Origin of the sequence: Chryseobacterium panacisoli (assembly GCF_008274625.1) — a bacterium.
Taxonomy (GTDB): domain Bacteria; phylum Bacteroidota; class Bacteroidia; order Flavobacteriales; family Weeksellaceae; genus Chryseobacterium; species Chryseobacterium panacisoli.
This window is the reverse complement of sequence record NZ_VTRU01000010.1, coordinates 1-23,669: the sequence shown is the minus strand read 5'-3', so window position 1 is coordinate 23,669 and position 23,669 is coordinate 1. Positions and strand designations below refer to the sequence as shown.

The 23,669-nt window shown below is 36.6% G+C and carries 18 protein-coding genes; 2 read left to right on the top strand and 16 right to left on the bottom strand.

Annotation, left to right across the window (positions count from 1 at the left end; all coding sequences use genetic code 11):
- Nucleotides 1–75 precede the first annotated feature (75 nt).
- The 3 genes from FW781_RS22120 to FW781_RS22840 all read right to left on the bottom strand — a co-directional run bounded on the left by FW781_RS22120 (nucleotide 76) and on the right by FW781_RS22840 (nucleotide 5,732).
- Nucleotides 76–3,531: a hypothetical protein gene (locus tag FW781_RS22120; RefSeq protein ID WP_149389404.1), complete on the bottom strand. Its 3,456-nt coding sequence runs from the start codon at nucleotides 3,529–3,531 to the stop codon at nucleotides 76–78.
- 2 nt (nucleotides 3,532–3,533) lie between these two features.
- Nucleotides 3,534–5,084 carry a T9SS type A sorting domain-containing protein gene (locus FW781_RS22115; protein WP_149389403.1) on the bottom strand — a complete coding sequence of 517 codons (1,551 nt, stop codon included), beginning with the start codon at nucleotides 5,082–5,084 and terminating at the stop codon, nucleotides 3,534–3,536.
- A gap of 444 nt (nucleotides 5,085–5,528) precedes the next feature.
- Entirely contained in the window at nucleotides 5,529–5,732 is a 204-nt protein-coding gene (locus tag FW781_RS22840; RefSeq protein WP_394349738.1) for a phosphatidylserine decarboxylase, read from the bottom strand.
- Between the two features lie 711 nt (nucleotides 5,733–6,443).
- Here FW781_RS22840 and FW781_RS22105 point away from each other — a divergent pair.
- Together FW781_RS22105 and FW781_RS22100 are read left to right on the top strand one after the other, a co-directional pair.
- Nucleotides 6,444–7,277 carry a helix-turn-helix domain-containing protein gene (locus FW781_RS22105; protein ID WP_149389401.1) on the top strand — a complete coding sequence of 278 codons (834 nt, stop codon included), beginning with the start codon at nucleotides 6,444–6,446 and terminating at the stop codon, nucleotides 7,275–7,277.
- Between the two features lie 73 nt (nucleotides 7,278–7,350).
- On the top strand, nucleotides 7,351–8,799 hold the full coding sequence (locus FW781_RS22100) for a serine hydrolase (RefSeq protein ID WP_149389400.1): 1,449 nt from the start codon (nucleotides 7,351–7,353) through the stop codon (nucleotides 8,797–8,799).
- A 287-nt stretch (nucleotides 8,800–9,086) separates the two neighbouring features.
- Here FW781_RS22100 and FW781_RS22095 read toward each other — a convergent pair whose 3' ends face one another.
- From FW781_RS22095 to FW781_RS22030, 13 genes are all read right to left on the bottom strand, one after another.
- The gene (locus FW781_RS22095) at nucleotides 9,087–9,863 is read right to left on the bottom strand and encodes an SDR family NAD(P)-dependent oxidoreductase (RefSeq protein ID WP_172625784.1); all 777 of its coding nucleotides are present in this window, start codon (nucleotides 9,861–9,863) and stop codon (nucleotides 9,087–9,089) included.
- Nucleotides 9,864–9,873: 10 nt separating this feature from the next.
- The gene (locus FW781_RS22090; RefSeq protein ID WP_149389399.1) at nucleotides 9,874–12,939 is read right to left on the bottom strand and encodes an efflux RND transporter permease subunit; all 3,066 of its coding nucleotides are present in this window, start codon (nucleotides 12,937–12,939) and stop codon (nucleotides 9,874–9,876) included.
- Nucleotides 12,940–12,945: 6 nt separating this feature from the next.
- Complete coding sequence (locus FW781_RS22085; protein WP_228720261.1) at nucleotides 12,946–13,989, bottom strand: efflux RND transporter periplasmic adaptor subunit; 1,044 nt, start codon at nucleotides 13,987–13,989, stop codon at nucleotides 12,946–12,948.
- A 13-nt stretch (nucleotides 13,990–14,002) separates the two neighbouring features.
- Nucleotides 14,003–15,319: a TolC family protein gene (locus FW781_RS22080; protein ID WP_228720260.1), complete on the bottom strand. Its 1,317-nt coding sequence runs from the start codon at nucleotides 15,317–15,319 to the stop codon at nucleotides 14,003–14,005.
- 246 nt (nucleotides 15,320–15,565) lie between these two features.
- The gene (locus FW781_RS22075; RefSeq protein ID WP_149389396.1) at nucleotides 15,566–16,483 is read right to left on the bottom strand and encodes an NAD(P)/FAD-dependent oxidoreductase; all 918 of its coding nucleotides are present in this window, start codon (nucleotides 16,481–16,483) and stop codon (nucleotides 15,566–15,568) included.
- A 200-nt stretch (nucleotides 16,484–16,683) separates the two neighbouring features.
- Nucleotides 16,684–17,301, bottom strand: coding sequence for a TetR/AcrR family transcriptional regulator (locus FW781_RS22070; RefSeq protein WP_077416084.1), 618 nt, complete (start codon nucleotides 17,299–17,301; stop codon nucleotides 16,684–16,686).
- A 254-nt stretch (nucleotides 17,302–17,555) separates the two neighbouring features.
- Nucleotides 17,556–18,287: an SDR family oxidoreductase gene (locus FW781_RS22065; protein ID WP_077416083.1), complete on the bottom strand. Its 732-nt coding sequence runs from the start codon at nucleotides 18,285–18,287 to the stop codon at nucleotides 17,556–17,558.
- 122 nt (nucleotides 18,288–18,409) lie between these two features.
- Nucleotides 18,410–19,315, bottom strand: a complete 906-nt coding sequence (locus FW781_RS22060; RefSeq protein WP_077416082.1) for an AraC family transcriptional regulator — start codon at nucleotides 19,313–19,315, stop codon at nucleotides 18,410–18,412.
- Between the two features lie 171 nt (nucleotides 19,316–19,486).
- A complete protein-coding gene (locus tag FW781_RS22055; RefSeq protein WP_149389395.1) occupies nucleotides 19,487–20,488 on the bottom strand; it encodes an NADP-dependent oxidoreductase in 1,002 nt (333 codons plus the stop codon).
- Between the two features lie 10 nt (nucleotides 20,489–20,498).
- The gene (locus FW781_RS22050; protein ID WP_077416199.1) at nucleotides 20,499–21,263 is read right to left on the bottom strand and encodes an SDR family oxidoreductase; all 765 of its coding nucleotides are present in this window, start codon (nucleotides 21,261–21,263) and stop codon (nucleotides 20,499–20,501) included.
- Between the two features lie 74 nt (nucleotides 21,264–21,337).
- Nucleotides 21,338–22,066 (bottom strand): SDR family NAD(P)-dependent oxidoreductase, encoded by a 729-nt coding sequence (locus FW781_RS22045; protein WP_149389394.1) that lies wholly within the window; start codon nucleotides 22,064–22,066, stop codon nucleotides 21,338–21,340.
- 116 nt (nucleotides 22,067–22,182) lie between these two features.
- Complete coding sequence (locus FW781_RS22040) at nucleotides 22,183–22,773, bottom strand: TetR/AcrR family transcriptional regulator (RefSeq protein ID WP_077416077.1); 591 nt, start codon at nucleotides 22,771–22,773, stop codon at nucleotides 22,183–22,185.
- A 314-nt stretch (nucleotides 22,774–23,087) separates the two neighbouring features.
- Nucleotides 23,088–23,669, bottom strand: a 582-nt coding sequence (locus tag FW781_RS22030) for a S24 family peptidase (protein WP_149389393.1), incomplete at its 5' end; no start/stop codon positions are given.

Sequence of the window (23,669 nt, the reverse complement as noted above, 5' to 3'; positions counted from 1 at the left end):
TCTGCCGGTGAAAGCTGACCTTGAAGTGAGCCGGCCACCAGGATTCCTATTGGAATTATGAGTTTCTTCATCAGTTTAGTTTTTAAAATGGTATTGGTATTCTTTTAAGATCTTATAGGATACATTGCCAGCAGCATCCCTGATCTCCTGCTTTATCTCTTTAATCCTGTTATCCGTATCATAAATATAGAGTTCCTTTAATCCTGAAGGTTGTATGATACTTCTGACTCCCACCAAAGGATCATAAGTATAAGTCGTAATCAGCGCTCCAGGCACTGCCGTTTTCCTGAAAGTATCCAAGGCACTCAACAACGCCGATTCATCATTATTCAATCCCGCTGATGCATCCGTATTCGATGCATTGACAATAGTATCAATTAAGGACGGCTGGATATCTGACTTTCTCACCCCTTCCAATTTGGCAATGGGCTGTGTTTTATTGTAACCCCAGATAATTGTAACTGGAGTACCTTCTTTCAAAGTATACTCCTCCAGATTTCCTTTACTATCATATCTATCATACTTTATCTTGGTTTCCATAACGTTGGTCAGGGTATTCAAACCCGTAACAGCATCAGGAAAAAGACTCGTGGTAGAAGGATCATAAATAACTTCTGTCTTGGCAACCGCTTTCTCTGCAACCACAGTATTTAGCTTTTGACTTACACCTGTTTCCAGAGGAATACTGATCATATTGGCATTGATAAGCTTCTGATTATTCTTCTCCGTTGCATACAAATAATTGGTCTTTGTCGTACTGCCATCAGAAAGAAGCTGGGTAGACAATGACGGATAATCAAAAGAATTATATATACTGTTTGTTGTACTTGTTACAGAACTCTGTACACCATTCTTATAAAAATAAGATGTCTCGACTTTCTTTGACGGTAAGGTGATACCATATTTTGTAAAATATTTATAGGGGGTAGCTAAAATGACCTGAGGAAAATATTGCTGAAAGGCACTATAATATTTATACTTGTATCTTTCAGGATTAATATTATTATAAAAATTATCTTTTGCTTTTATTCCTTCAAGTTTTTCAAATACATAGCTCGCATACTCATTATTAACTTCTGAAAGTATCTTACCATCCATATCATATTTTTTCTCAAAAACCATCTGCCCTCTAAGGTAATCATGATTGGTAATCGGTAAAATAGGCATAGTTGGCACAAACATTTCCGGGTTAGGAAAATCAATAGGCGATCTGAATTTATAAACCGTTTTACCATTATCCGTAATGCTGTTATTGCTGCCTCGCACAATCTGCTTTAGGGTTACATACTGATATCCAACATCTGAACCCTGTGTTTTTTCAGATGGAATGATATTATAGTTGGTAGTCGTATCAGATGTACAGCTATAAGATAAATAGCCATCAGAAAGAGCTGGGTGATACTCATATGTAATTCCTTCTTCATATCTGAAAACAGGTTCCGGGAAAACTAAAGCTCCACTACTTTTTTGAGAATCATTAATATCAGTATAATCATATATAAATTCCTTTGCCGGATTTGTCGAACCAGTATCATCAAAATATTTAATATTATTAACCCTTAATCCACCTCCTTTTTTGGTCAGGTAACTTGTAAAGTAATGCTCTTTTGTAGTCGCTGTATAATTGTATGAGACAGGCATCTGTGTATATCCGTAACTCCCTGCGAATGATGCATAATAAGTGCCGGGTTGCAGATCCACTTCTCCATCAAACTCGGTAATTGGCTGTGAATTCTCACCTGGATTATGGCTTGGGCACTGTACATTACCATTATTTAAGCAAGACTGCCATGACATTTCCCAAAAATGTAATGAAGGAGAATATGTGTTACTTCCGGTTTTTTGGTAAATATCAAATCTCCAGTTTGAGTATATTAAACTTCCCAAATCAAGATGCAGCTTTACCTTTTGCGGTGAAAGTATTGTAAAAAATTCTTTTTTCTGCGAAGGGCTAAATGAGGGGATATCCAATGTAAAAGTACTAACTGAATCCACCCATTCTCCTGTAATAGGTTCCATTGGCTGATTGAACCCGGCAGCATGACTATAAACATTTTCTCCAAAATCAAAAACTACTTTACCTTTGGTTGGATAAGTAATAGAGTTGATAACATCCTGAGTAATGTAAGTCGGTTTATAAGGTTCTGGTCCTTTGTAGTATCCCCAATTGTCTTTTCCGAAAGTTTGATCAAAACTATTATAAGCAATATTATATTCATTTAGATTATTTCCTAAACTCGTTTTTGTAATTTTTTTAAGCAAAAGCTTTTGCAGAAAACCCTGAGGATAGGGAGGATTATAAAAGGATGTGTTTGAATAATCATAATCAAAAGAATATTTATCAACGTACTGGCTATTACTCTGTCCTGTAAGATTGCTTTGAATTGATTTTAATTTATACAAATTAGAGGCGTTCAGATAATTAGAATCGGTTCTTCCCTTCTCATAGAAAAAGTTTACTGTTCCTTTATCTGTTATTGCAATACTGGTCAGAAGTTTCGTGTTTGCAGTATTATATACAGTTTGAGCTTCTATAGCTCCAGGCATTTGAGGATCAGGATTCATTGTGGTATTTGAGTAATTGTATGTAATGTTTCCTGCAAGCCTATTTGTTCTTGTTTCCGGATCCTTATACTCAACTTGCGAAGCTTGATCATAGTTAAAGGTAAGCAATACATTATTACTTGGATCTTTAACTTTTTCCAAATGAAATGCTGTAAAATATATTCCTCCACCAAGATTAGTAGCTATATCACTGGAACCATTAAGCAGCCCAACTTTTACAGTAGATACATTTTTTGAGGAAGTTTCCATTCCTCGAAATAAATATTGATTCCCTTTATCGTCTGTAATGGTAATTGTCTGCAATTCACCACCCGAATCATGGGTACTTGTAATTTTTAAATTATTCCGATCCAGCTTTTCAGCTATAAAATTACCATTAGGATCTTTTTTAATGATAAATCTTCCGGAATAACCCATAAAATTATACTGATACAGATCATACTCAGTGTCATAAGTACCAATTCCCACATAAAATGCATATTCGTTGATATTCCAATTGGTAAGCTGGTCAAATATCAATTTGTAGGTCGGGTTATTTTCATGTCTATAGATTCCATATTTTATTGCAGGAGGAGAAGACATAAAAGTAGATTCTATTTTGCCATCAGCAACTCCTCCCCTTACTGTTCTTGTAATGGTTCCTCCTGCTAATAAATTCCAACCAAGCCCCGTTTCTCCAGCTTTATCATCCGGTTTTGCACTTAACGGATGGTATTTTAACTGGACATTTAGATTAACGTTAGAGTTACTTGTTGGAATATTAAAAAGAGGGATACTGATATCTGGAATTCCTGTATAATAACTTACCGGCACTTCTTCAAACTTCATTAAATTATTTGAAGTAGGAGCTGCTGGAAATATTTTATTAATATTATCTACATCTTTATTAAAATCATTACCTGTTTGAGCATTTAACTGACAATAAATATTTGCCAGAATAGCTACAGTTAATATTTTTCTTTTCATGGTTATTTTTTTATCAGCTTAGCATTCGCTGTTTTATTGTTATCAGTTTTTATGGTCACCAGATAAGCTCCCTGAATGAGTGCCTGAGTATTAATCTTAGTCACTCTATTTTTTGTTTTCAGACTCTGAAGCTGTCTTCCGCTCATGTCATACAACAGAATATCTGCATCTTTAAAGTCAAAACCAATTTCCACATAGGCATAATCAGAAACAGGATTTGGATAGATTTTGATATCGTATTTTTCAATTAATTGATCCACCTGCTTATCTCCCAGCTTTACAATCTTCCAGTTCTCTTTTCCGAGCTCTTCTGCACTGGTTCCTGCCAGAATAATGGAACCGTCTCTGTTCAGTTTTAAATCAGACAATCTCTCTTCCTTCTTTCTGGATTCTCCACTCACATGTTTTCTCCATTGCTCATTGCCATTATGATCCAAATACAACATCCAGAACGTTTCATCATCAGTTTCTACTCTTCCCTCTGCCTGGGTGTAGCCTCCCAATAAAATTCCTTTGGAAGATTGAGCATCTGCTGAATGAATCACATTCATGCCCATCAGAATATCACGATTGCCAAAATTGTAAGATTTCTGCCACTGTTCTTCACCTCTTTCATTTAAAGACATCAGCCAAAGGTCCGATCCTTCTTCGAGGCCTGCCGTTTTATTCCCTGACCTTTCTGATCTGGATTCTCCACCAATGATAAAGCCGGTTGAAGTTAAGGCAAGGGTTCTCAAATGATCATCTCCTTTCCCTCCAAAGTTCTTTTCCCATTCTACCCTTCCGTTTTTATCAAGCTTCAAGATCCAGTAGTCTCCCTCACCAAAGTTTTCAGTTTTCTTTGTTCCTCCCAGCGAACTTCTGGAATAAATTCCAAGCAATGCTCCGCCATCTCTCGTTGGAATCATCTTCTCCACTTCATCTAAGCCTTTTCCACCTAAAATCAATTGTGATAATTCCTTTCCATCTTTATCGAGTCGGGTAATTAAAACATCTTTCGATCCATATCCTTTTGAGGTATTCTGTATATTTCCGGCAACAAAGAACCCTAGATCTGTTGTTTGAATAACTGCTCTTGCTTCTTCATCAAAAGAACTTCCTAATGTTTTCTGCCATAATTCATCACCGAATTCATTGATCCGGATCAGCCAGATATCAGAACCTCCTTTAGAATCATCTTTCTTATCCAGACCCTTCCCTGAATACGAAGTACCTGCTAACAAACTTCCACCATCCTGAGTAGTAACAGTTGCTGACAAATAATCATGACTAGAGCCTGAGAAATACTTTTCCCAGACTTCTTCTCCCTGTTGGTTTAGCTTTACCAGGTGAAAATCGTAACCGTTATTTTGCTTCTGGCTGCCACCCGCTTGAGACTGGTTTTTAGATTGTATAGAACTTCCTGTGATAAGATACTGCTGATCAATGGTTGTAGTGATCTGACTAAGAAAATCCTGGGTAGAGGATTTGATATCTTTTTGCCACACTACTTCCTGAGCAGATGTGCCCAGAATAGCGCATAAGGTTAGCGCGCCGAGATAGATTTTCTTCATTCTCGTATTGTTATTTTTGAGTTAGTAATTAGTTTTATGAAAACGTTGCAAATTTAACGTTTTTTAAGAAACAAATAATAAAATATTTTCATCACAACTAAACTTAAGATTTATTTAATAAAAATAGGCTACAGAAACGGCAAAACCCATTATATTTCATAACTTCACAAAATGAAAGAAAGTATAACATTTAGACAATCAATATAATTAAGACTTGAATTGTAAGAAAATTTACATCTAAAGAAAATTATTTGCTCAAAATAAGTTACATAATTTAATCTTAATTTGGCTCAATCCAACCAAATCATCAATAAAAGTGTTTGAAGATACGCTCGTCAAGGTCACCAAAAGCCAAATGGCGCCAACTGAAAACAGTTGGCGCCATTTTTTATATTATAGAAAACTACAGACAAAAAAGTTATAAAGCTATGCTCTCACCCATTTTCACATAAGTCTCAAATCCTTTTTCTTTGTGTTTTCAATAATATCCTGATCGATTTTTATAAGATTTTTATCGACAAGCATCACAATTGTTGAGCCTCCAAATGCAAAATATCCCATCTCCTGCCCTTTTGAGATTTTTATGCCTGGATTAAAAGTATTCATAATACTTCCAAACATAATCACTCCCACAGCAGAAATCAGTATTTTACCTTTCTGAATACATTTTATTTACAAACACATCATCATCCATATCGTTATAAGCATCCACCAAATTACCTGTCTCAAAGAATTGTAATCTTCGCAGACTGTTTATGCAGTAGTCTTTTGTTGGCATAGGAAGCAGGCTGTCAATAATACCTTAGCTTAATTTTTTACCGGTTTATTATGAAAAATATTTTCTAAGTCAATACATCAAAATTTGAACTACCGATGACTGAAATATATAGATATTTTCTTACGTTTATTCCTTGTCCTATCAAAGTCACTAACTGCCAATTATTGCCGGATGCAGTAGATTTCTTTTGATCTCATTAAAAAGTCATATTTCACACAAAATACCAGTGAATGCTGTAGCGGGTAGAGTTTTCACAATATAACCCTGTTTAAATTTTTTTTATAAAGATTTTAAACAGGGTTATCATTAAAATTATTCAAGATAATTTTTATACTGAGGTTTTCATAAATTTGTAAAAGTGAAAGGTATCACAAAGGCACCTAATTTCGGATGTAAATGCACTATATTATAGCATATATATATACAAAGTTAGTGGTAATTCTAGTGAACCAATGGCAAAAGACAAAAAAGCCTGTTAATGTATTATAATAAATTAAAGGCTCGTTAACAGCAAGTGAATATAATTTTATTCAAATACCTGTACAAACATTTAGCTAGGCTCTAAATCCCAATTACAACCCATGAAAATAAAAGTTTATTCCCCTTCCAATCCTTTACTTAAAAAATACATAGAGTGTATTTATATACTCACACATACCTCTGAAGAAAAACCGGCCAAATACATCACCTTCCCATCTATTTTCACCATTGTTTCAAGCAGTGAAAGATCAAAATCAATCAATAAAGAAAATCAATTAACCATCGGTCAATGCGATAACAATGAATTGGAAACCAATTTAGTATCTGATTTTAATAAGCCAGTATATGTCCAGTACGAAGGGAAAATAAACGAAATTACGATCTATTTTAAACCATTGGCTATTAATTCATTTTTGGAGCACGAATTAAACCATTACAACAGTTCAAACTTTTCTGAATTTTCACCTTATGAAGATTATAGAAAAGCGATGATTGACATTCTTTCTTTGCAAAATGATACCGAAAAAATTGAAGCTATTGAAAGTTACTGGTTATCCAAATTAATAGGGTTTCAACATAACTTCCTTGAGACTGTTTTGTCTGAAATGATGTGTGATGAAAATGACGCTGTAACCATTACAGAACTGTGCGAAAAAAATGCTATTTCGCGTACAACATTAAACAAACACTTTGGCAGACATATCTGTAAAACACCATCTCAATTCAAAAAGATTTTAAGATTTAGAAATGCGGTCAACAAATACGCATCAAATAATGCACGAAACAACTTAACGGATATCGCCTACGGTGTTGATTACTTTGACCAGTCTCATATGATCAGGGAATTCAAATCAGTGACTGGGTTTTCTCCCAAGGTTTTCTTTGAAAAAACGACTGTGCTGGAAAAAAAACAAATTCATTGGCTGTTTTTATAGGTAGGTTTACAATTGTACAATTTTTCCTTTTCTGCTTAAAGTAGTTTTGTCGCTTAATCATAAATGAACCCATATGACCATCCGTCAAATCTATTTTATTACACTTGTCTTCTTGATAGCTCTTTTGCAACCTATTGTGGTCCAATCACAACATTTAGGAAGTATCGTTAATCCGATAAAGTCTCACTTAAAAAATCTTGAAAAAGAAAATAACTTAAGCGGGGTCGTCCTCATTGCAAAAGACGGCAAACCAATCTATAGAGAAGCCTTTGGTTTTGCCAATTTGCAGGACCGTGTTAAAAATAAACCGAACACGAAGTTCAATTTGGCTTCTATCAACAAGATGTTCACAGCAATGGCTATTATGCAATTGGTGGAATCCGGCAAAATCTCGCTTCAAGATAAAGTAGGTCAATATCTTTTGGATTATCCTAATAAAACCGTTGCCGACTCTGTGACAATCCATCAGTTATTAACGCACACATCAGGAATGTCCAGTTTTTGGGAGGAATATGACAAGCTTGCAAAAGTAAACTTCAAAACCGTTTCTGCTTACCTTCCATTGTTTGTTAATAAAAAACTGGCCTTTGCTCCGGGTAGTGACTTCTTGTATAGCAATTCCGGATATATCGTTTTAGGATTAATCATTGAAAAGGTGTCGGGTCAAAATTATTTTGATTTCGTAAAAGAACACCTATATCAACCTGCAAAAATGATTAATACTGATGCTTACGAATTGGATAATGCCATTCCAAATTTGGCTACCGGCTACACAATGTCATTGGAAGAGCCAGGGCAATGGAAAAATAATATTTTCTCAAATATGGCCAAAGGAACTCCTGCTGGTGGAGGCTATTCAACAGCTGACGATTTGTTGAGCTTTGCGAATGCTTTACAAAACAACATTTTATTGACCAAAGAGGGTACAACTCTTTGTACTTCGGGTAAAGTGAAATATAGAGAAGGAATGTATAGCTATGGATTTGAAGAAAACATAATCAACGGACACCGCATTATTGGACATACTGGTGGACATGATGGTATTGCTTGCGAACTAATGATTTATCCAGATTTGGGTTATACTGTTGTTATTCTAACAAATGGAGAAGTCGAAAATTATTGGGAAGTGAGCAATCTAATAAAAAAACAATTAGTAGGTTCAGCACCATCAATTGACAATTTTTTTTATACTAAAGATATAATTAAGACAGTATTGAACAAAGGTTATGAAGCTGGCATTAAGGAAATAGAAAAAAATTCAAAGAAATATTCATTAAGAGAAAATCTTATTGAAAGATATGGCTTTAAGCTATTGTTCGAAAAAAAGACTAATCAGGCAATAGATTTGTTTAAGCTAAATATTCACCTTTTTCCAAACTCAACCTATGGTTATTATTACATAAGTGAGGCATATAGGTTTTCTGGTCAAAAAAAACAAGCGATTGAATATTTAAAGCTATACATTGAAAAAGAACCAGAAGATAATGATGCCCAATTAAAATATAAATTGCTAATTGAATAACTACCGCTAACAAGTGTTTGGATAGGTTGGGGGAAAGGCTCAGATTATAAAATCCAAGCCTAACTTTTTAACTTACACACTTTGTGGGATAGTGTCGATAAATACGAGCTTTGTAATTCTTATTTTATTTGGCTCAATCGAACCAAATCATCGATAAAAGTATTTGAAGATACGCTCGTCTTGGTCACAAATAGCTAAAAGGCTCCATTCTAATCTAAATGGAGCCTTTTTTTATTTTCCAATCCAGAATAAGCCAGATTAATATTTTTAAAGTTCAAAGAGGATGATCAGGCCTGCTTAGCAAGATTCTTTTTAATCTTCATCATCAAAAAATCTGGCATAAGCCGTGGTAGATTGGATAAAAACCAATTCATCGAACCAACGATCTTCTTGCCTTTTCCATTTAACAACAGTTTAACACCTTCTTTTGCAACGACTTCCGGCTGTACCGATTTGTTGGTTTTCATCATATTGGCCTTGAGCATTTCCTCGGTATAAAATCCGGTATCGATCGGTCCGGGACAAAGTGCAGTAACCACAACGCCCGTTCCCTCAAGTTCTGAAGCGAGTGTTTCTGTAAAGGCCAGTACGAAACTTTTCGTCGCAGAGTAAACCGAATAATACGGAAACGGCAGAAATGCCATTACCGAAGATACATTCATGATTCGGCCTGATTTTCTTGTCACCATATCAGTCGCAAAAAGTTTGTTAAGTACTACCAGACTGGAAATGTTCAAGTCGATCATCTTCAGTTCCTCTTCCAGAGAGGTCTCTATGAATTCTCCATAAGTTCCAACACCGGCATTGTTAACCAAACCAGTAACCAACAAATCTTTCTCCAGAACTTCACCGTAGAGCTCTATAGCATTATCCACCACAGACAGGTCTTTGACCATGCAATACACAGAGACCTTGTAGATACTGATCAATTCTTCCTCCAACTTTCTGAGTTTTTCCTCACTTCTCGCTACCAAAATCAGATTTTTACCTTTCTCGGCCAATTGAATAGCCATTTGGTAGCCTATTCCGGATGATGCTCCGGTAATTAAAATATATTCCCTCATTTTGTTAATTTTAATGTTCTTCTTCTTTTTCAACATCAAGACTTGGCGGAATCAGTTTGTACATTACAGGGGTCACAATTCTTGAAAGAATTGTTGAGCTTATCAAACCTCCGATCAACACAATTGCCAAAGGCGCGATCAAGGGATTTGAATTTAAGGCCAAAGGAATCAATCCACAGATCGCTGTGATGGAAGTTAAAACAACAGGAAGAAAACGCGTTTCTCCGGCAATGGCAATTGCTTCGTCGATCGACTTCCCTTCCAGTCTGAGCTGATTCGTGAAATCTACCAGCAACAGAGAATTTTTAACCTGAATTCCCGACAGTCCTATGAATCCGATGATCGCAACCATTGACATCGGACTTCCGTTAATCAACAGTAAAATAACGCCGCCTAAAATCCCTAACGGAATAATTGACAATACGATAATGATTCCTTTAAATGTTTTGAACTGCAGCAGCAAAACAGCAATAAAAAGGAATGTGCTTAAAATAATGACCGAGATAAAGTTTCCGCCCAGCGCATCGCCTTCAGACTCTTTTTCACCAGCCAGCTTGTAAGAATAGCCTTCCGGCATTTTTAGTTTGTCAAGCTGAGGAACAATATCCACCAACAGATTATTGGCATAGTATCCTTTGGCCGTCATCGCGGATACCTTGGCAAATCTTGACTTATTAAAGTGGTTGATCGCTGTTGGCGAAGTTTCAAAGGTAACTGTCGCAATCTGATTCAATGCGATCGGCGCTCCCTGAACATTGTTGACATAAAGATTTTTCAAAGCATCAAGAGTGGAGAATTTTTCCCTTGGCAAAGTTAAAGTCACAGTTCTTGAATCACCCCGGTCATCGATGTAATCTCCGACAGGAAGTCCGGCAATCGCAAGACGGATCACTTTGTCAACCTCGCTGGTCATTACGCCTAATGTTCTTGCTTTTTCTTTATCGATCTTTACTTTGACATCTGTTTTGTATGTATTTAATTCATTGTTAATGTAAACTGTCCCTTCCTGTTTTCTCAGAATATTTTCGACCTGTGAAGAGAGGGATCTTAACACCGCAGGATCGTCACCAAACAGGCGAACCACAATATTGGCTTCAATCGGTGTTCCCTGTTCAAAATCTTTGACCTCAATTTTTGCGTAAGGTATTGTCTTAAATTTTTCTCTCAGGGTTTCGATCAGTTCGGTCTTTACAGCTGGTTTTGCCTCGTCATCCAACTGAACAAAGACCTGGGCAAAATCGGGTTTTCTGTCCTGTGGATGCACATTGTAATAAATTTGAGGGTTTCCTTTTCCCACATTCGAAGTATAATAGGTGATCTCCTTGTGATTTTTCAGTTCAGACTCAACGATCTTCGCCACACGGTCACTTTCGGAAATGTTGGATTGAAGAGGCATTTTGATATTGATCAGAAACATCGGTTTTTCAGAGGTTGGAAATAGTTTAAATCCTGTAAAACTGAATAACGCAAATGCCAAAACACTCAATGCCAATGAGATTCCGATTGTTATCTTTGGATATTTCAAAGCTCTAGGCATAATACCTTTGTAGCTATTGGTCAGGAATTTCTGAAGGTATTGAAGAAAGATATTTCCGCCTTCGTGGTCGTGGGTCTTCAGAAACTTGCTCCCCAGAAAGGGCACTAACGTCAACGCGACCAACATCGAAGCTAAAACACTCGTGATTACTGCCATCGGAAGACTTCTCATAAATTCTCCTGCAACATCAGGAAGGAATGCCAGAGGAAGAAACGCAATGATCAATGTCGCGGTACAACCTACAACCGCCAAACCGATCTGTTTGGTACCTTTCAGAACAGCATCTTTTTTGGAATGCCCTTCCCTTAGCCATCTTTCAATATTCTCGACGACCACGATACTGTCATCGACCAACAGTCCCAAGGCGACCACCAAACCAACGATACTTAACTGGTTTAATGAAAATCCCAGTGCGTTCATTGCAATTAATCCCAATGCCAGTGACAAAGGAATGGAGATCATTACGATTACTGAGGCACGTGTCCCCAGAGGCAATAACGTGATAATAACCAATATAATCGCCAATCCAAAGTCAAAACCTAAATGCCCGAGACGCTGCAAAACCATGTTCGCCTGATCGAAGTTTTTAACCAGTTTGATATTTTCGGGAAGCTCTTTTGCAGTCTGCTCAAGGATCGGTTCAAATTCTTTCTGAACATCTGTAATATTGACATTATCCTTCATCCCTGCACTGACAAGAACACATCGGTGTCCGTTGATCCTCGTGATATGATCTACCGTTTGCGATTTGTAACCCACTTCGGCAACATCTTTCATATAGACGATCTTTCCGTTGGCATTGTAGATAACTGTGTTGGCTACATCTTCCTCATTTTTGAACTTACCGCTCGTTTTTACGTTGAAAACTTTAGTGTCCATATCAATACTTCCACCCGGAATGTCGGCAGCCTCGCTCTGTAAACTTCCAATCACGACATTCAGAGGGATTCTCAGCTGAGCCAATTTATCCAGTTTCAGATCTACTCTGATCTCCTGCTCAGGAATCCCTGAATAGATGACGTTTTTAAGATTGGTGATCTTCTCGAGTTTTGTTTTAAGTTTATCGGCTTCATCGTGCATTTTTTTCTCCGAAGCATTTTCAGACACCAAGGCCACCTGCAGAATTTTGACATCGGCCGAGGATATCTTTTCTGTTTTGATCTGATAGATGTCCTTCGGAAGCTCACTGTTTTTAAGCGCATTGACTTCTGTTGAGATTTCCTGATATTTGTTTTCCACATCAACACCATATTTGAATTTAACTTCAAACGCAGCGACACCATCTTCCACAGTGGTCAGGATCTTATCGATATTCTCCAATCCATAGATCTTGTTTTCAATCGGTTTAACCACCTGTTCTTCCATATCCTTTGGACTTGTACCGGGGTAAATGACCGTTATCAGATATTGCGGCGGATGTGTTGCAGGATCTTCCGATCTTGGCATTGTGAACAGTGTTAGCATACCCACTACGGCAACGAGAAGAAACATGATCAACGTGAACTGGTAGTTCTTTACAGCAAAATTTGTAATTTTCATCAGTTGTTATTTAATAATTTTAATGTTCGACTGCTCGTTAAGATAGGCACTATTGGAGATCACTATTTTATCGCTTTTCTGAAGTCCATCCTGAACGAAAACTTTGCTGTTTTCAAATTTGGTGATCGTGATCGGTCTTTTCTTGACCCTGCTATTTTCTACAACATAAACAAAGGCTTTTTTTCCGTCTGCTTCGAGAAGAGAATTATAGGGGATCACAATAAAATCCTCAGAATGATCGGTTTTGATCTCTGCTTTTCCGAACATTCCCACGGCAGGTTTGCTGTCATTCATCATCAGTTTAAGCTCTACCTGAAAAGATCCGAGCGCCATATCAGCAGACTGCGATTTTCTAAACACAAAGGCGTCGAATTTCTTACCCGGATAACCGTCCAGCGTAACCACCGCCTTTTGCCCAACCTTTGCGGATGCCCATTCGGTATCTGTCAAACCGACTTTCAGTAAATAATTGTTGTTGTGGAAAGTTTCATTGATCATTAAAACCGGCGAACCCGGGCCTACGATCTCACCTTTGTTGGCTATTTTTTGTGAAACGAAGCCGTCAGCGCTCGCATAGATTTTTGCGTATCTGGCATTGAAAGCAACAGCATCTTTCTGTCTTCGGGCAATGTCCAGCCCTGTTCTGGTATTTTGTACCTGCTCCAATGTGTACACACTGTCTTTATATAAATTGGTTGCACGTTTGTAATCACGTTCATTCTTTTGAACATTTAAGTCGGACTGATTCAGACCGGCACGGATTTCGGTTTCATCTAAGGTCGCCAGAAGCTGACCTTTTCTGAAAAACTGCCCCTCCTCCACATAAACACCACTCACCACTCCACCGATCTTGAAGGAATAGGTCGTTTCGTTTTCTGTTGTCACCAAACCTGATGCGCTGATATTTCCGGCAAGCGCCAGAGAACCGACCGATGTGGTTTTAACGGGAATGACCTCGGCATTTTCAAATGGTTTGACTTTTTTTTTCTCTTCTTTGCAGGACATGATGAGGAAAAGAGAAAGCAGTGATATTGTGATTGTTTTATTCATAATAGTTAGTATTTTATTTATTAAAATTGAAAGTGGCATTGGCTCTCTCCAGCTCTGCAAAGGCAATCCAGGAATTATAGAGGGAAATATTGGCGTTCAGCTGAGTATTGACCACCTGATTTTGGGCATCCAGCAACTCGATGTAAATCGCCATTCCTTCTTTGTACAGTTTGGTAACATCTCCGTTGTATTTTTGTGCGGTATCTTTTTGTTTCTTATCCGATTCATACTGTTCCAATGCTGATTTCAGATTATTTTGGGAAACCTCGAACTGCAACAGTAGCTGCTGCTTAACATTGTCGATCTGAGAACTGATCTTTTTGCTGTCCTCATCCACCTGCTTCAGCTTGTATCTGTTCTTATTACCTGAAAAGATGTTCCATTCCAGACTCAGACCTGCGAAATAGTAACGGGACGACTTTTCAACTTTAAAATCAAAATCCTGCAATCCCAAATCTGCAAATCCGCTTAGTTTTGGAAACCAGCTGGATCTCGTCAACTGGTAAACGTTTTCATTGATCTCCTTTGCCTGTCCCAATTGTTTCAATTCTTCTCTGCTTGACGTATTTTCTGTGATCATTTCGGTTGGTAATTCCATATTCTCATCGATTTCGATTTCTGAATCAAGCTTTTGATTTATAAGAAAATTGAAATAAGATTTTGCATTTTTGCTTGTGTTTTTTGCTGTCTCAAGATTCGCTTCGATTCTCGTTACCTCGTTATCACTCCTGAGTACTGCGGTTCTGTTGATCTTGTCATTTTTAAATAGCGATCTGTTGACCCTTTGATTTTCTTTGACTATGGCCAATGCGTTTTCATAGATCCTGATACCTTCCACAGATTGCAGATACTTGTAGTAGGCAATTTTTATGTCCTTGACCAATTCACGTTGGTAGATTTCCAGTTCGATCTTTTGCATTGTGGTTTGCTGCGCCTTGATCTTTTTATTGTAAATGATCTCATAATTCAACAGAGGCATCGTCGTGTGAAGTTTAACATCGTAGAAATTGTTTGGATTGATCAATACCGATTGATTCTGGAGTTGTGGAAAAGCGTTGGAATTCGTGATCTGATTCAATGTGCTGTACACCGGATTCAGCATATCCCCGATCGGAATGTCAATGGTTCTTCCGCCGTATGCAATGGTGTAATTTGTGACAAAAGCGACATTCGGCGAAAACAATGATTGTGCTTCCTTTAGCGCATACAGACTTTTATTGATGTCAAAGTTCTTCTGTTTGATCACTTCGTTGTTTTCAAGACCGATTTCTATGTATCGGTCGAGATGTTTTTGACTATACCCAAGAAAACCAAGGCATAACAGAAACATTACTGATAGATTTTTATTTTTTAAATACATTGTTTATAATTTGAACATTGTTCATGATTTTTTTCAAAAAAGGGTAATTATTCTAATCATTTAGTGAGACTAAATTGACTGTTTTATAATTCCATCAAAAGACATCAACAAAATTTCTCTCAAGATTGTAAATGTGGATTAATTTTATTGGAGCATAAAATAAATGGCTTGCTTCAGACATTTAGCATAACCTCACCTTATAAATCACCTGATTGATTAGCTAAACATTTCAGCAGATAACTCTCCATTGATTTTCACTCCCGCTACCGATCCGGATGATACTGCCAATGAAACTGACCTTAACATGTTACTATTGTCACCAACTGCATATACACTATCTAAGGTAGTTTTATGAGATTCATCGATTTTGATCAGACCTGCATCTGTCAACTCACATCCTAATTCCTCCGGAATATTAGAATGTTGACGGAATGGTACCGGTGCATACATTGCTTCAAAGCTTTCTGCTGTTCCATCATAAAAAATAACCTTTTCGATATATCCGTTGTGGTGTTGTATTTCTGAGATCTTTTTCTCAATTATTTTGACACCATTTCTTTTAAGGATTGCAATATTGTCAGCATTACTGGCATTTATCTCTGATGTAATCAATGTGACATCATCGGTCAGATTTTTAATTAACGAGGTAAAATACACCAGACGATCTCCATCTGCTAAAATTGCTGTTTTCTTGTTCCTGACTTCATATCCATGACAGTAGGGACAATGTATGACAGATATTCCCCAGCTTTCTGCGAATCCTTTGATATCGTGTAGGGAATCTAAAATTCCGGTGGCAAAAATCAGTTTTTTACCTTTAAATGAATTGCCATCTGAAGTCTTTATCACAAAACCCTCCGATATTTTGCTTCCATTCACTGCGAAACCATCATAAAACTCGATGGTTGGATATTTGGCAACCTCTTCCCTGGCAATTTTCGCAATTTCTCCCGGGGGTACACCATCTCTCGTCAAGAAATTATGTGAATGAGGGGTTTGTTTATTGCAGGGATTTCCACTGTCAATAATTAAGACATTCCTCAAAGAACGTCCGAGTGTCATGGCAGCAGAGAATCCTGCATAACTGCCACCTACGATAATTGTATCGTACAATTTTTGATTACTTAAGTCCATATCAATGTTTTTAAAGAAGACAGAAGGCATGGAAGTCGCCAAAAATGCGAGAGATGCATTTTTAATAAAAAATCTTCTGTCTATAATTATTTTATATAGTTTAATGTGTGTCTTGAAATTTCCTAATGAAAACTAAATCTCTTACTACTTACACATTGTTTTTATTTTGAACAATGTTCATTTTTTCAGCAAAAAAAAACTTATAGTTTTTCTAATATTTTTAAATATTCGTTATAGCCTTCTGACAGAATAGTTTCCGGACTGCTGAATTTAATGCCTTTGGTTCTGTGACGGATCTCCAGACAGCACATACCGTGAACCAAACTCCAGATCATAAAAGACAATGCTTCCGAATTATGACCATTAAAATGGCCTTGCTTCATGCACTCCTCCACCGTTTTTTTTAAGTAGCCATACGTCTCAGTTCCTTCTGGCCACAGATTATTCTTCTGTTCCTCTAGATAATCCATCGGAGCTTTCAGATTAAACATTAGATCATACATTTCAGAATTTTCCATCGCAAATTTGATGTAGACGAATCCCATTTTTCTCAGTCTCTTCATTGGATCTTCTATTTTAAAAAGCTCATTGAAGTACTGCCCCAACTCCTGAAATCCGATGGAATGAAGGTCGTGGAAGATCGCATTCTTATCTTTGAAATAAACATAGACAGTACCCACACTGTAATTGATCTCATCAGCTATATTCCTGATCGTGGTATATTCAATACCTTTTTCAACGAAAAGCTTTTTAGCTCCGTTTAGAATCAGCAGTCTTAGTGCCTCTTTCTCCTTCTGTTTTCTTTCGCTGATACTCATAAGATGATTTATGATGCAAATATAAAAATATTTTTTGAACGTTGTTCATTTTCATCTTACAATGTTTTCTAAATCTGTAAAAAAAGAGTTTGAATAGCCTCCTGTCAAGTTCACAAACGAAAATATGCGCAAATTGTCCTAAATTTACGCATATATATTTTTATATAACGGAAATCTTATGATCGTTCTGGGTGGCTTGATGAAAAGACCACTTTATAATATCTGCTTCAGGCTCTTAAGGAGCAATAGTTTTTTTACCAGGGTAAAGGCTCACCGGACTGGGAAAATGTTCCAGTTGGTCCATCTTCATTTAGCAGGGCTAATGAAACACCTGTTTTCGCACCTTCTTCAGGTGTAAGTGGCGCTTGCTCTGAGCCGATGGAAGTCTGTACCCATCCAGGACTTGCTGCATTTACTTTTATATTGGTCTCCCGAAGTGCATTGGCTAAAAATACTGTAAACTGGTTTAGAGCTGTTTTTGAAGCACTGTAAGCATAAGGCTTCAAAGCATACAGCCAATGGGATTCATCCAAATGAGCTCCGAAAGAGCCAGAAACGCTGCTGATGTTGACGATACGTCCAGCTTTGCTTTTTTTGATTGCCGGCAATAATGCCTGAGTCAGCTCCACTGTACCAAAATAATTGATGTCAAAAGTATCTCGAAGAGTCTGTATCGGAACAGTTTCTGTGTTGTTTCCGAACCATGAACTGTCCAGAAATACAGCTGCGTTGTTGACCAGAATATCCAATGCACCATATTCACTTTCAATAAGATTTCTGACATTTTCGATATCAGCCGAATCACTGATATCCAATTTTATGTAGGTCACATCTAACGATAGGCCTCTCAGCGTCTCTTCTGCCCTTTTGCCTTCCATTTCATTTCTTGCTCCTAATAAAACCTTGATGTTCTGTTGTGCTAGTTGTTTCGCTGTTTCAAAACCAATGCCTTTATTGGCTCCAGTCACTAATGCTATCTTTGTCATATAAAATCTTTTTAATTATTATGCAAAGGTAGAATGGAAGGTACAACTGTAGCTAGCATAATTAAAACCAATCCTTACTAAAATCAAACTTTCAAGGATGCTTTAAAGCGCACAACTATTCCTTATTTCAATTTCCTGTATTCCGTAGGAGAAGCATTTGCATGTTTTTTAAAAAACAGATTGAAATGTGACGGCTCTTCGAAACCGAGTACGGATGAGATTTCCGCAATTTGCCAATTGGTTAACTTTAATAGAATCTTTGCCTCTTGTACCAGCCGTCCTGCGATAATATCACTTACTGTCCTGCCCTTAGATAATTTCACTTGTCGGTTCAAGTAATTCGGATGCAGTGCCAGTCCATCTGCGAAATCTTTTGAAGTTTTTAATTTTATAATGTCTTGTGGCGATTCTATCGGAAATTGTGATTCTAACAATCTGATAAAGGAACAGGCGATAACCTCGGCCGTACTATTTGTTTTCACAAATGAACTGACCACCTCGAGTTTTTGGGCATTGAAAATGATTTCGAGCAGGTAGTTTCGTTGAAGATTGACTTTAAAGTCACTGTCAGATTTTGATTCGTTATCTATTTTAGTGTAGATATCTATAAAATTTTTGGTCTGCGCTTCTGTGAGGGAATAGATATTCTGTCTTCCTGGTTTATAGATTGGAAATTCGAGCAAACGGTATCCACTGTTCGCTTTGGTGATAAATTCCTCTTTAAATATGCAGCTTAATCCTTTGTAGCCATCATCAATAGCATGTATGCCAAAAGGTATTTTGGTAGTCGTGAAAAGTAAAGAATTCCCAGAAATCTCAATATTTCTATCCTCAAATTCGAGCTGATAACTACCCTGAAGTAAAGTAGCCGTGTAAAATATTTTACGGCTATACTCCAATGGAAACAAAGTATTATTTGTTGTGCTTAGGTCAACTATATGAAAGGCATCTGTGTCACTTGTTATTCTATTTGTTTTCACACCATTGCTTTGAAGTGTTTTAGACAATTTTCCATCAGAAATTTTCATATACAAAAATAATTAAAATTTGTCCATGACTTGGTAAATCTTCTCGTTCGAAATAAAGAAAAAACTATGGGTCAGTGGATGTAAATTGGGTGTAAACCTAATAATTCTTCAATTCAAATGGCATATTGATATTACGCAAAATCAGCGAAAGTGAAGATGCGATAAGCTTTGTTATTTTATTTTTATTACAACCTTTCCCTTTGCTCTTCCACTTGCCACGTGATTTAGAGCCTCATTCGTTTGTGAAAATGGATAAACCTTCTCTACCACAATTTTAAGTGTTCCATCTTCAATGAGTTTCGTAATTTGTCCAAGTTGTTTTCCACTTGATTTCATGAATAAGAACTCATAATCAATACCTTGCCTTTTTGCTTTTTTCCTCACACCGAAACTTAGAAGTGATAATACTGAACGAATGATCCATGAAGCGCCAATTTCTTGTGCAAATGCTGGTGTAGGAGGACCTGAAATAGAAATTACCTTCCCTCCTGTTTTTACCACATTTAGGGATTTCTTCAGGGTTTTGGTATCCTGACTGTTTAATACTAAATCGTAGTCTTTCAAAACTGTTTCAAAATCCTGCGTTTTGTAATCAATTAAAACATCAGCACCTAATTCTTTAAGCATTGGAAAACTTGCTTTTCCAGCTGTAGTGGCAACAGTAGCGCCTAGATATTTAGCTAACTGAATAGCAACAATACCAACTCCTCCGGATCCTGCCTGTATAAAAACTTTTTGTCCTTTTTTTAATTTCCCTATTTCTACCAAAGCTTGCCAAGCTGTCAAAGCCACGAGAGGAACACCGGCTGCTTCATCCATGGAAAGGTTTTGGGGCTTCAATGCCAGATCTGTTTCTTCAACAGCTAAGTATTCAGCAAAGGTTCCGATATGATGGTCTGAAGGACGGGCGTAAACCTCGTCTCCAATTTTAAACTTTGTAACCTTTGAACCTGTTTCAATGACAATACCGGCCAGGTCATGACCGAGAATGAATGGTGTTTTATACGGTAAAATCATTTTGAATTCACCGGACAGAATTTTAGTATCCAGCTGATTGAGGCCTGCCGCATAGATTTCAACCATGACCTCATTTTCGCGGAGTATAGGTTTACTAACTTCACGTAATGTTAGCTCTTCTTTCTTACCATAGTTTTGAACTACAAATGCTTTCATAAATTTTATTTTATTGGATAGATTGATAATGTTCTTTCTTATTAACCAATTGATAGGCTTTATCCGGCGCAATCCGGTTAAGAAAAAATAATGATTTGGAATCACCTACACGAATTGTCAATCTATCTTTTTCGAGTCCTTTAATAAGTTCCTCAACAAATAGGCTAATGGGCATCTTTTTATCTTTTCTTTCTGCGACCATATCGGTATCTACCAGTGGTGGAAGTAATTCGAAGACCTTCACTGAGCTATTTATAAATTCTAAATGTGATCTCAGAGACTTGGTATAAAAAGATAATGCCGTTTTTGTGGCTGAATAAGTAGCTTCCAAAACAGAAGGAACAATACTAAGAATAGAAGTGGTATTGATAATTGCAGCTTCATTTCGGGACTTAAGCATATCCATAAAAAGATTATTTAACCGTATAACTCCAAAATAATTGACTTCCATTTCATACATCGCTCCTTGTAAATGTTTATCGCTCTGGATACCTAAATTCAATGGAGCTACCCCCACACCGGCATTATTATATAAAATGTCGATGCCACCTAGATCCTTTATTTTTTCAAATAACGCAATTGCGTTCTGCGGGTTTGCAGCATCCGATTGGATGATTGTTAACTCTGGATACTTTTTTTTTGCTTCCTCTAGCTTGAGTAAATTCCGTCCGGTAATAATCACCTTATTTCCTAGAGTCAAAAACTGCTTTGCTGCTTCCAAACCAATTCCAGAAGCCCCTCCCGTAATAAGTATTGTTTTATTTTTTAAGTTCATCACTTTAAAATTTAAATATGAAATATACCGATCATCTTCCATATTTAACTTCAAATGATCAGTAGTATTAGTATTTATGCATGCGTTAATTTCGACATTGCCTCACCGATTGCGTTTGCATAGGACTTTGTATCTCCTACCGGAATATCAAATAGGTTAGTTTTTAATCCAATGAATAGTTCATCTGCCACTTCACTTGGCTGAATTCCTGCCGCCCCACCAATTTCAGCAGAAAATTCTGTATTGACCAATGGAGGATAAACTTCATAGATCTGGAGATTTTTCTGTTCTTCATAAGTTTGTCTTAAAGCCGTTGTATAACTATGTAACGCTGCTTTAGTTGCTCCATAAGTTGGTAAGAATTTATGACTTCCATATACTGCGATGGATGATACATTCACCACAGCAGATTCTTCTTTTTCCAATAAGTGCGGAATCATTAATTCTGTAAAATGAATGATTGCAAAATAGTTGGTGTTCATTTCAATCAATGCTTTTTCATGGGCATTGGTTGTTTCACTCAGTAGATATCCAAAAGCTGCTCCTGCATTGTTGATGATAATATTAACATCTTTATGATTCGCTTTCAAGTCTTCTGCAATACGGATCCTATCGGCTTCAATTGATAAATCACCCTGAATTGCTACCGCATCTTTTAGTTCTGCTAAAGCTTTATGAAGACGTTCTTCATTACGTCCGTTGATGATGATTTTATTTCCGACAGCATTTAATTTTTTAGCAATAGCCAACCCTATTCCGGCACTTCCGCCACTAATGAATATTGTATTTCCTGTTGTTTTCATTGGATTGAATTTATTTAATATTTAATGATATTTTATGTATGTAATAAGTTCTTTTTTGAATTGATTTCTAAAATTTTCCAAAATATACTTTTTAGTATATTTTAAATCAAAAAAAATTACAGCGTATATCGTTTTAATTCTTTCTTAAGGTCTTTTATAAGTTCGATCATTAATTTTTGCGAATCCATGGTTCTACTTAAAACAATGCCACCTTCCACAGCCGACAATATTTTAAACGCAAAAATGTCCGCATTGAGTTCATCTGAAAATTCACCGTTAACAATACCTTCTTTTAAAATATTTGAAATACCTTGCAGGCCGGTTTCCAAAACTGTTGCCACTTTCTTTTTAATGGAAGGAAAATGATCATCTGCTTCAACAGCAGTATTAAAGATAGGACAGCCACCGGCAATATAGGTATCAATGGGATTCTTATGAAAATCGAGATACAAAAAAACCTTTTCTTCTGCTGTTTTACCTTGGGAAACAATACCAGCCAGCTTTTGTGATATTTTTTTTAATGAAAAGTCCACAACCTGTTCGGATAGATCATCTTTTCCATTAAAATGCCCGTAAATACAGCCTTTTGTTAATTTCGTCGCTTCCAAAACGTCATCTATGCTCACACCAGAAATGCCTTTCTCATTATAAAGGGGGCTTGCTGTTTCTAAGATAAATAACTTCGTTTTTTCTGCTTTTGTCAACATCGTTTTCAATTTTACTTTGCAAATATACTAAAAAGTATATTTCGAAAACAAAAAAAATATACTTTTTAGTATATTTTAACAAATAAAATTATAATCTGCTTCTTCCCTGTTCAGGAAATTCTTTGTATTCCAAAAGGTCTTTTGGAAACTCATACAACTCTTCTGCATCAAATAAACTCAGCTGGATCATTCAACTTTAAATTAAAATATTTATCTTAGTAATATCCCGCTACTTCGGGATTTTTTTTTCATCATTTGTGTTTTTACTTCCCTTCGGGGAAGTTTTTTGATTATGCCATTTACTCAAAATGAATTCAATTCTTATCTCCCATTTTTTCTTTGATCTGTTTGATATCAGTTTTAATCTCTGTGATAAAATTTTGAATGTGATGTTCTGAAAATTCATCAGGTTCATATTCTTTGGTATTAATACTACAGGCAAATTCCCAGATTTCTTTAATTTCAGTCAATGGTATCTTATAAGGCTCATAAAATTGATTGTCAGCCTTCACCCATATACCATCTGCTTCATGAAACTGAAATCTTTTGTAGCTGATACCATCATTGGTGGTAATGAAAACATACGTTCTGTCCGTTTTCAAATCCGAAAGATTTTCTACATATTTTCCTACGATATAGGTTCCGTTCTTATAGGGGGGCATTGAATCTCCGTCAGCTGGAAATGCCCTAAACTTGCCACCTTTTAAAAAAGGCAATGATATGGTCTCCAGACTTTCAATGTATTCAGGATCTCCATAGCCATTCAGGTAGCCCATAGAAGCTTTTTGGGGAATAATCTCAATCTGATTGTTTCCATCTTGATCAACCCTTATAGGCAGAACAATCCTGTTCTCAGGAAGCTCCATTATTTCATCGATTGAAAATTTTCTGACATC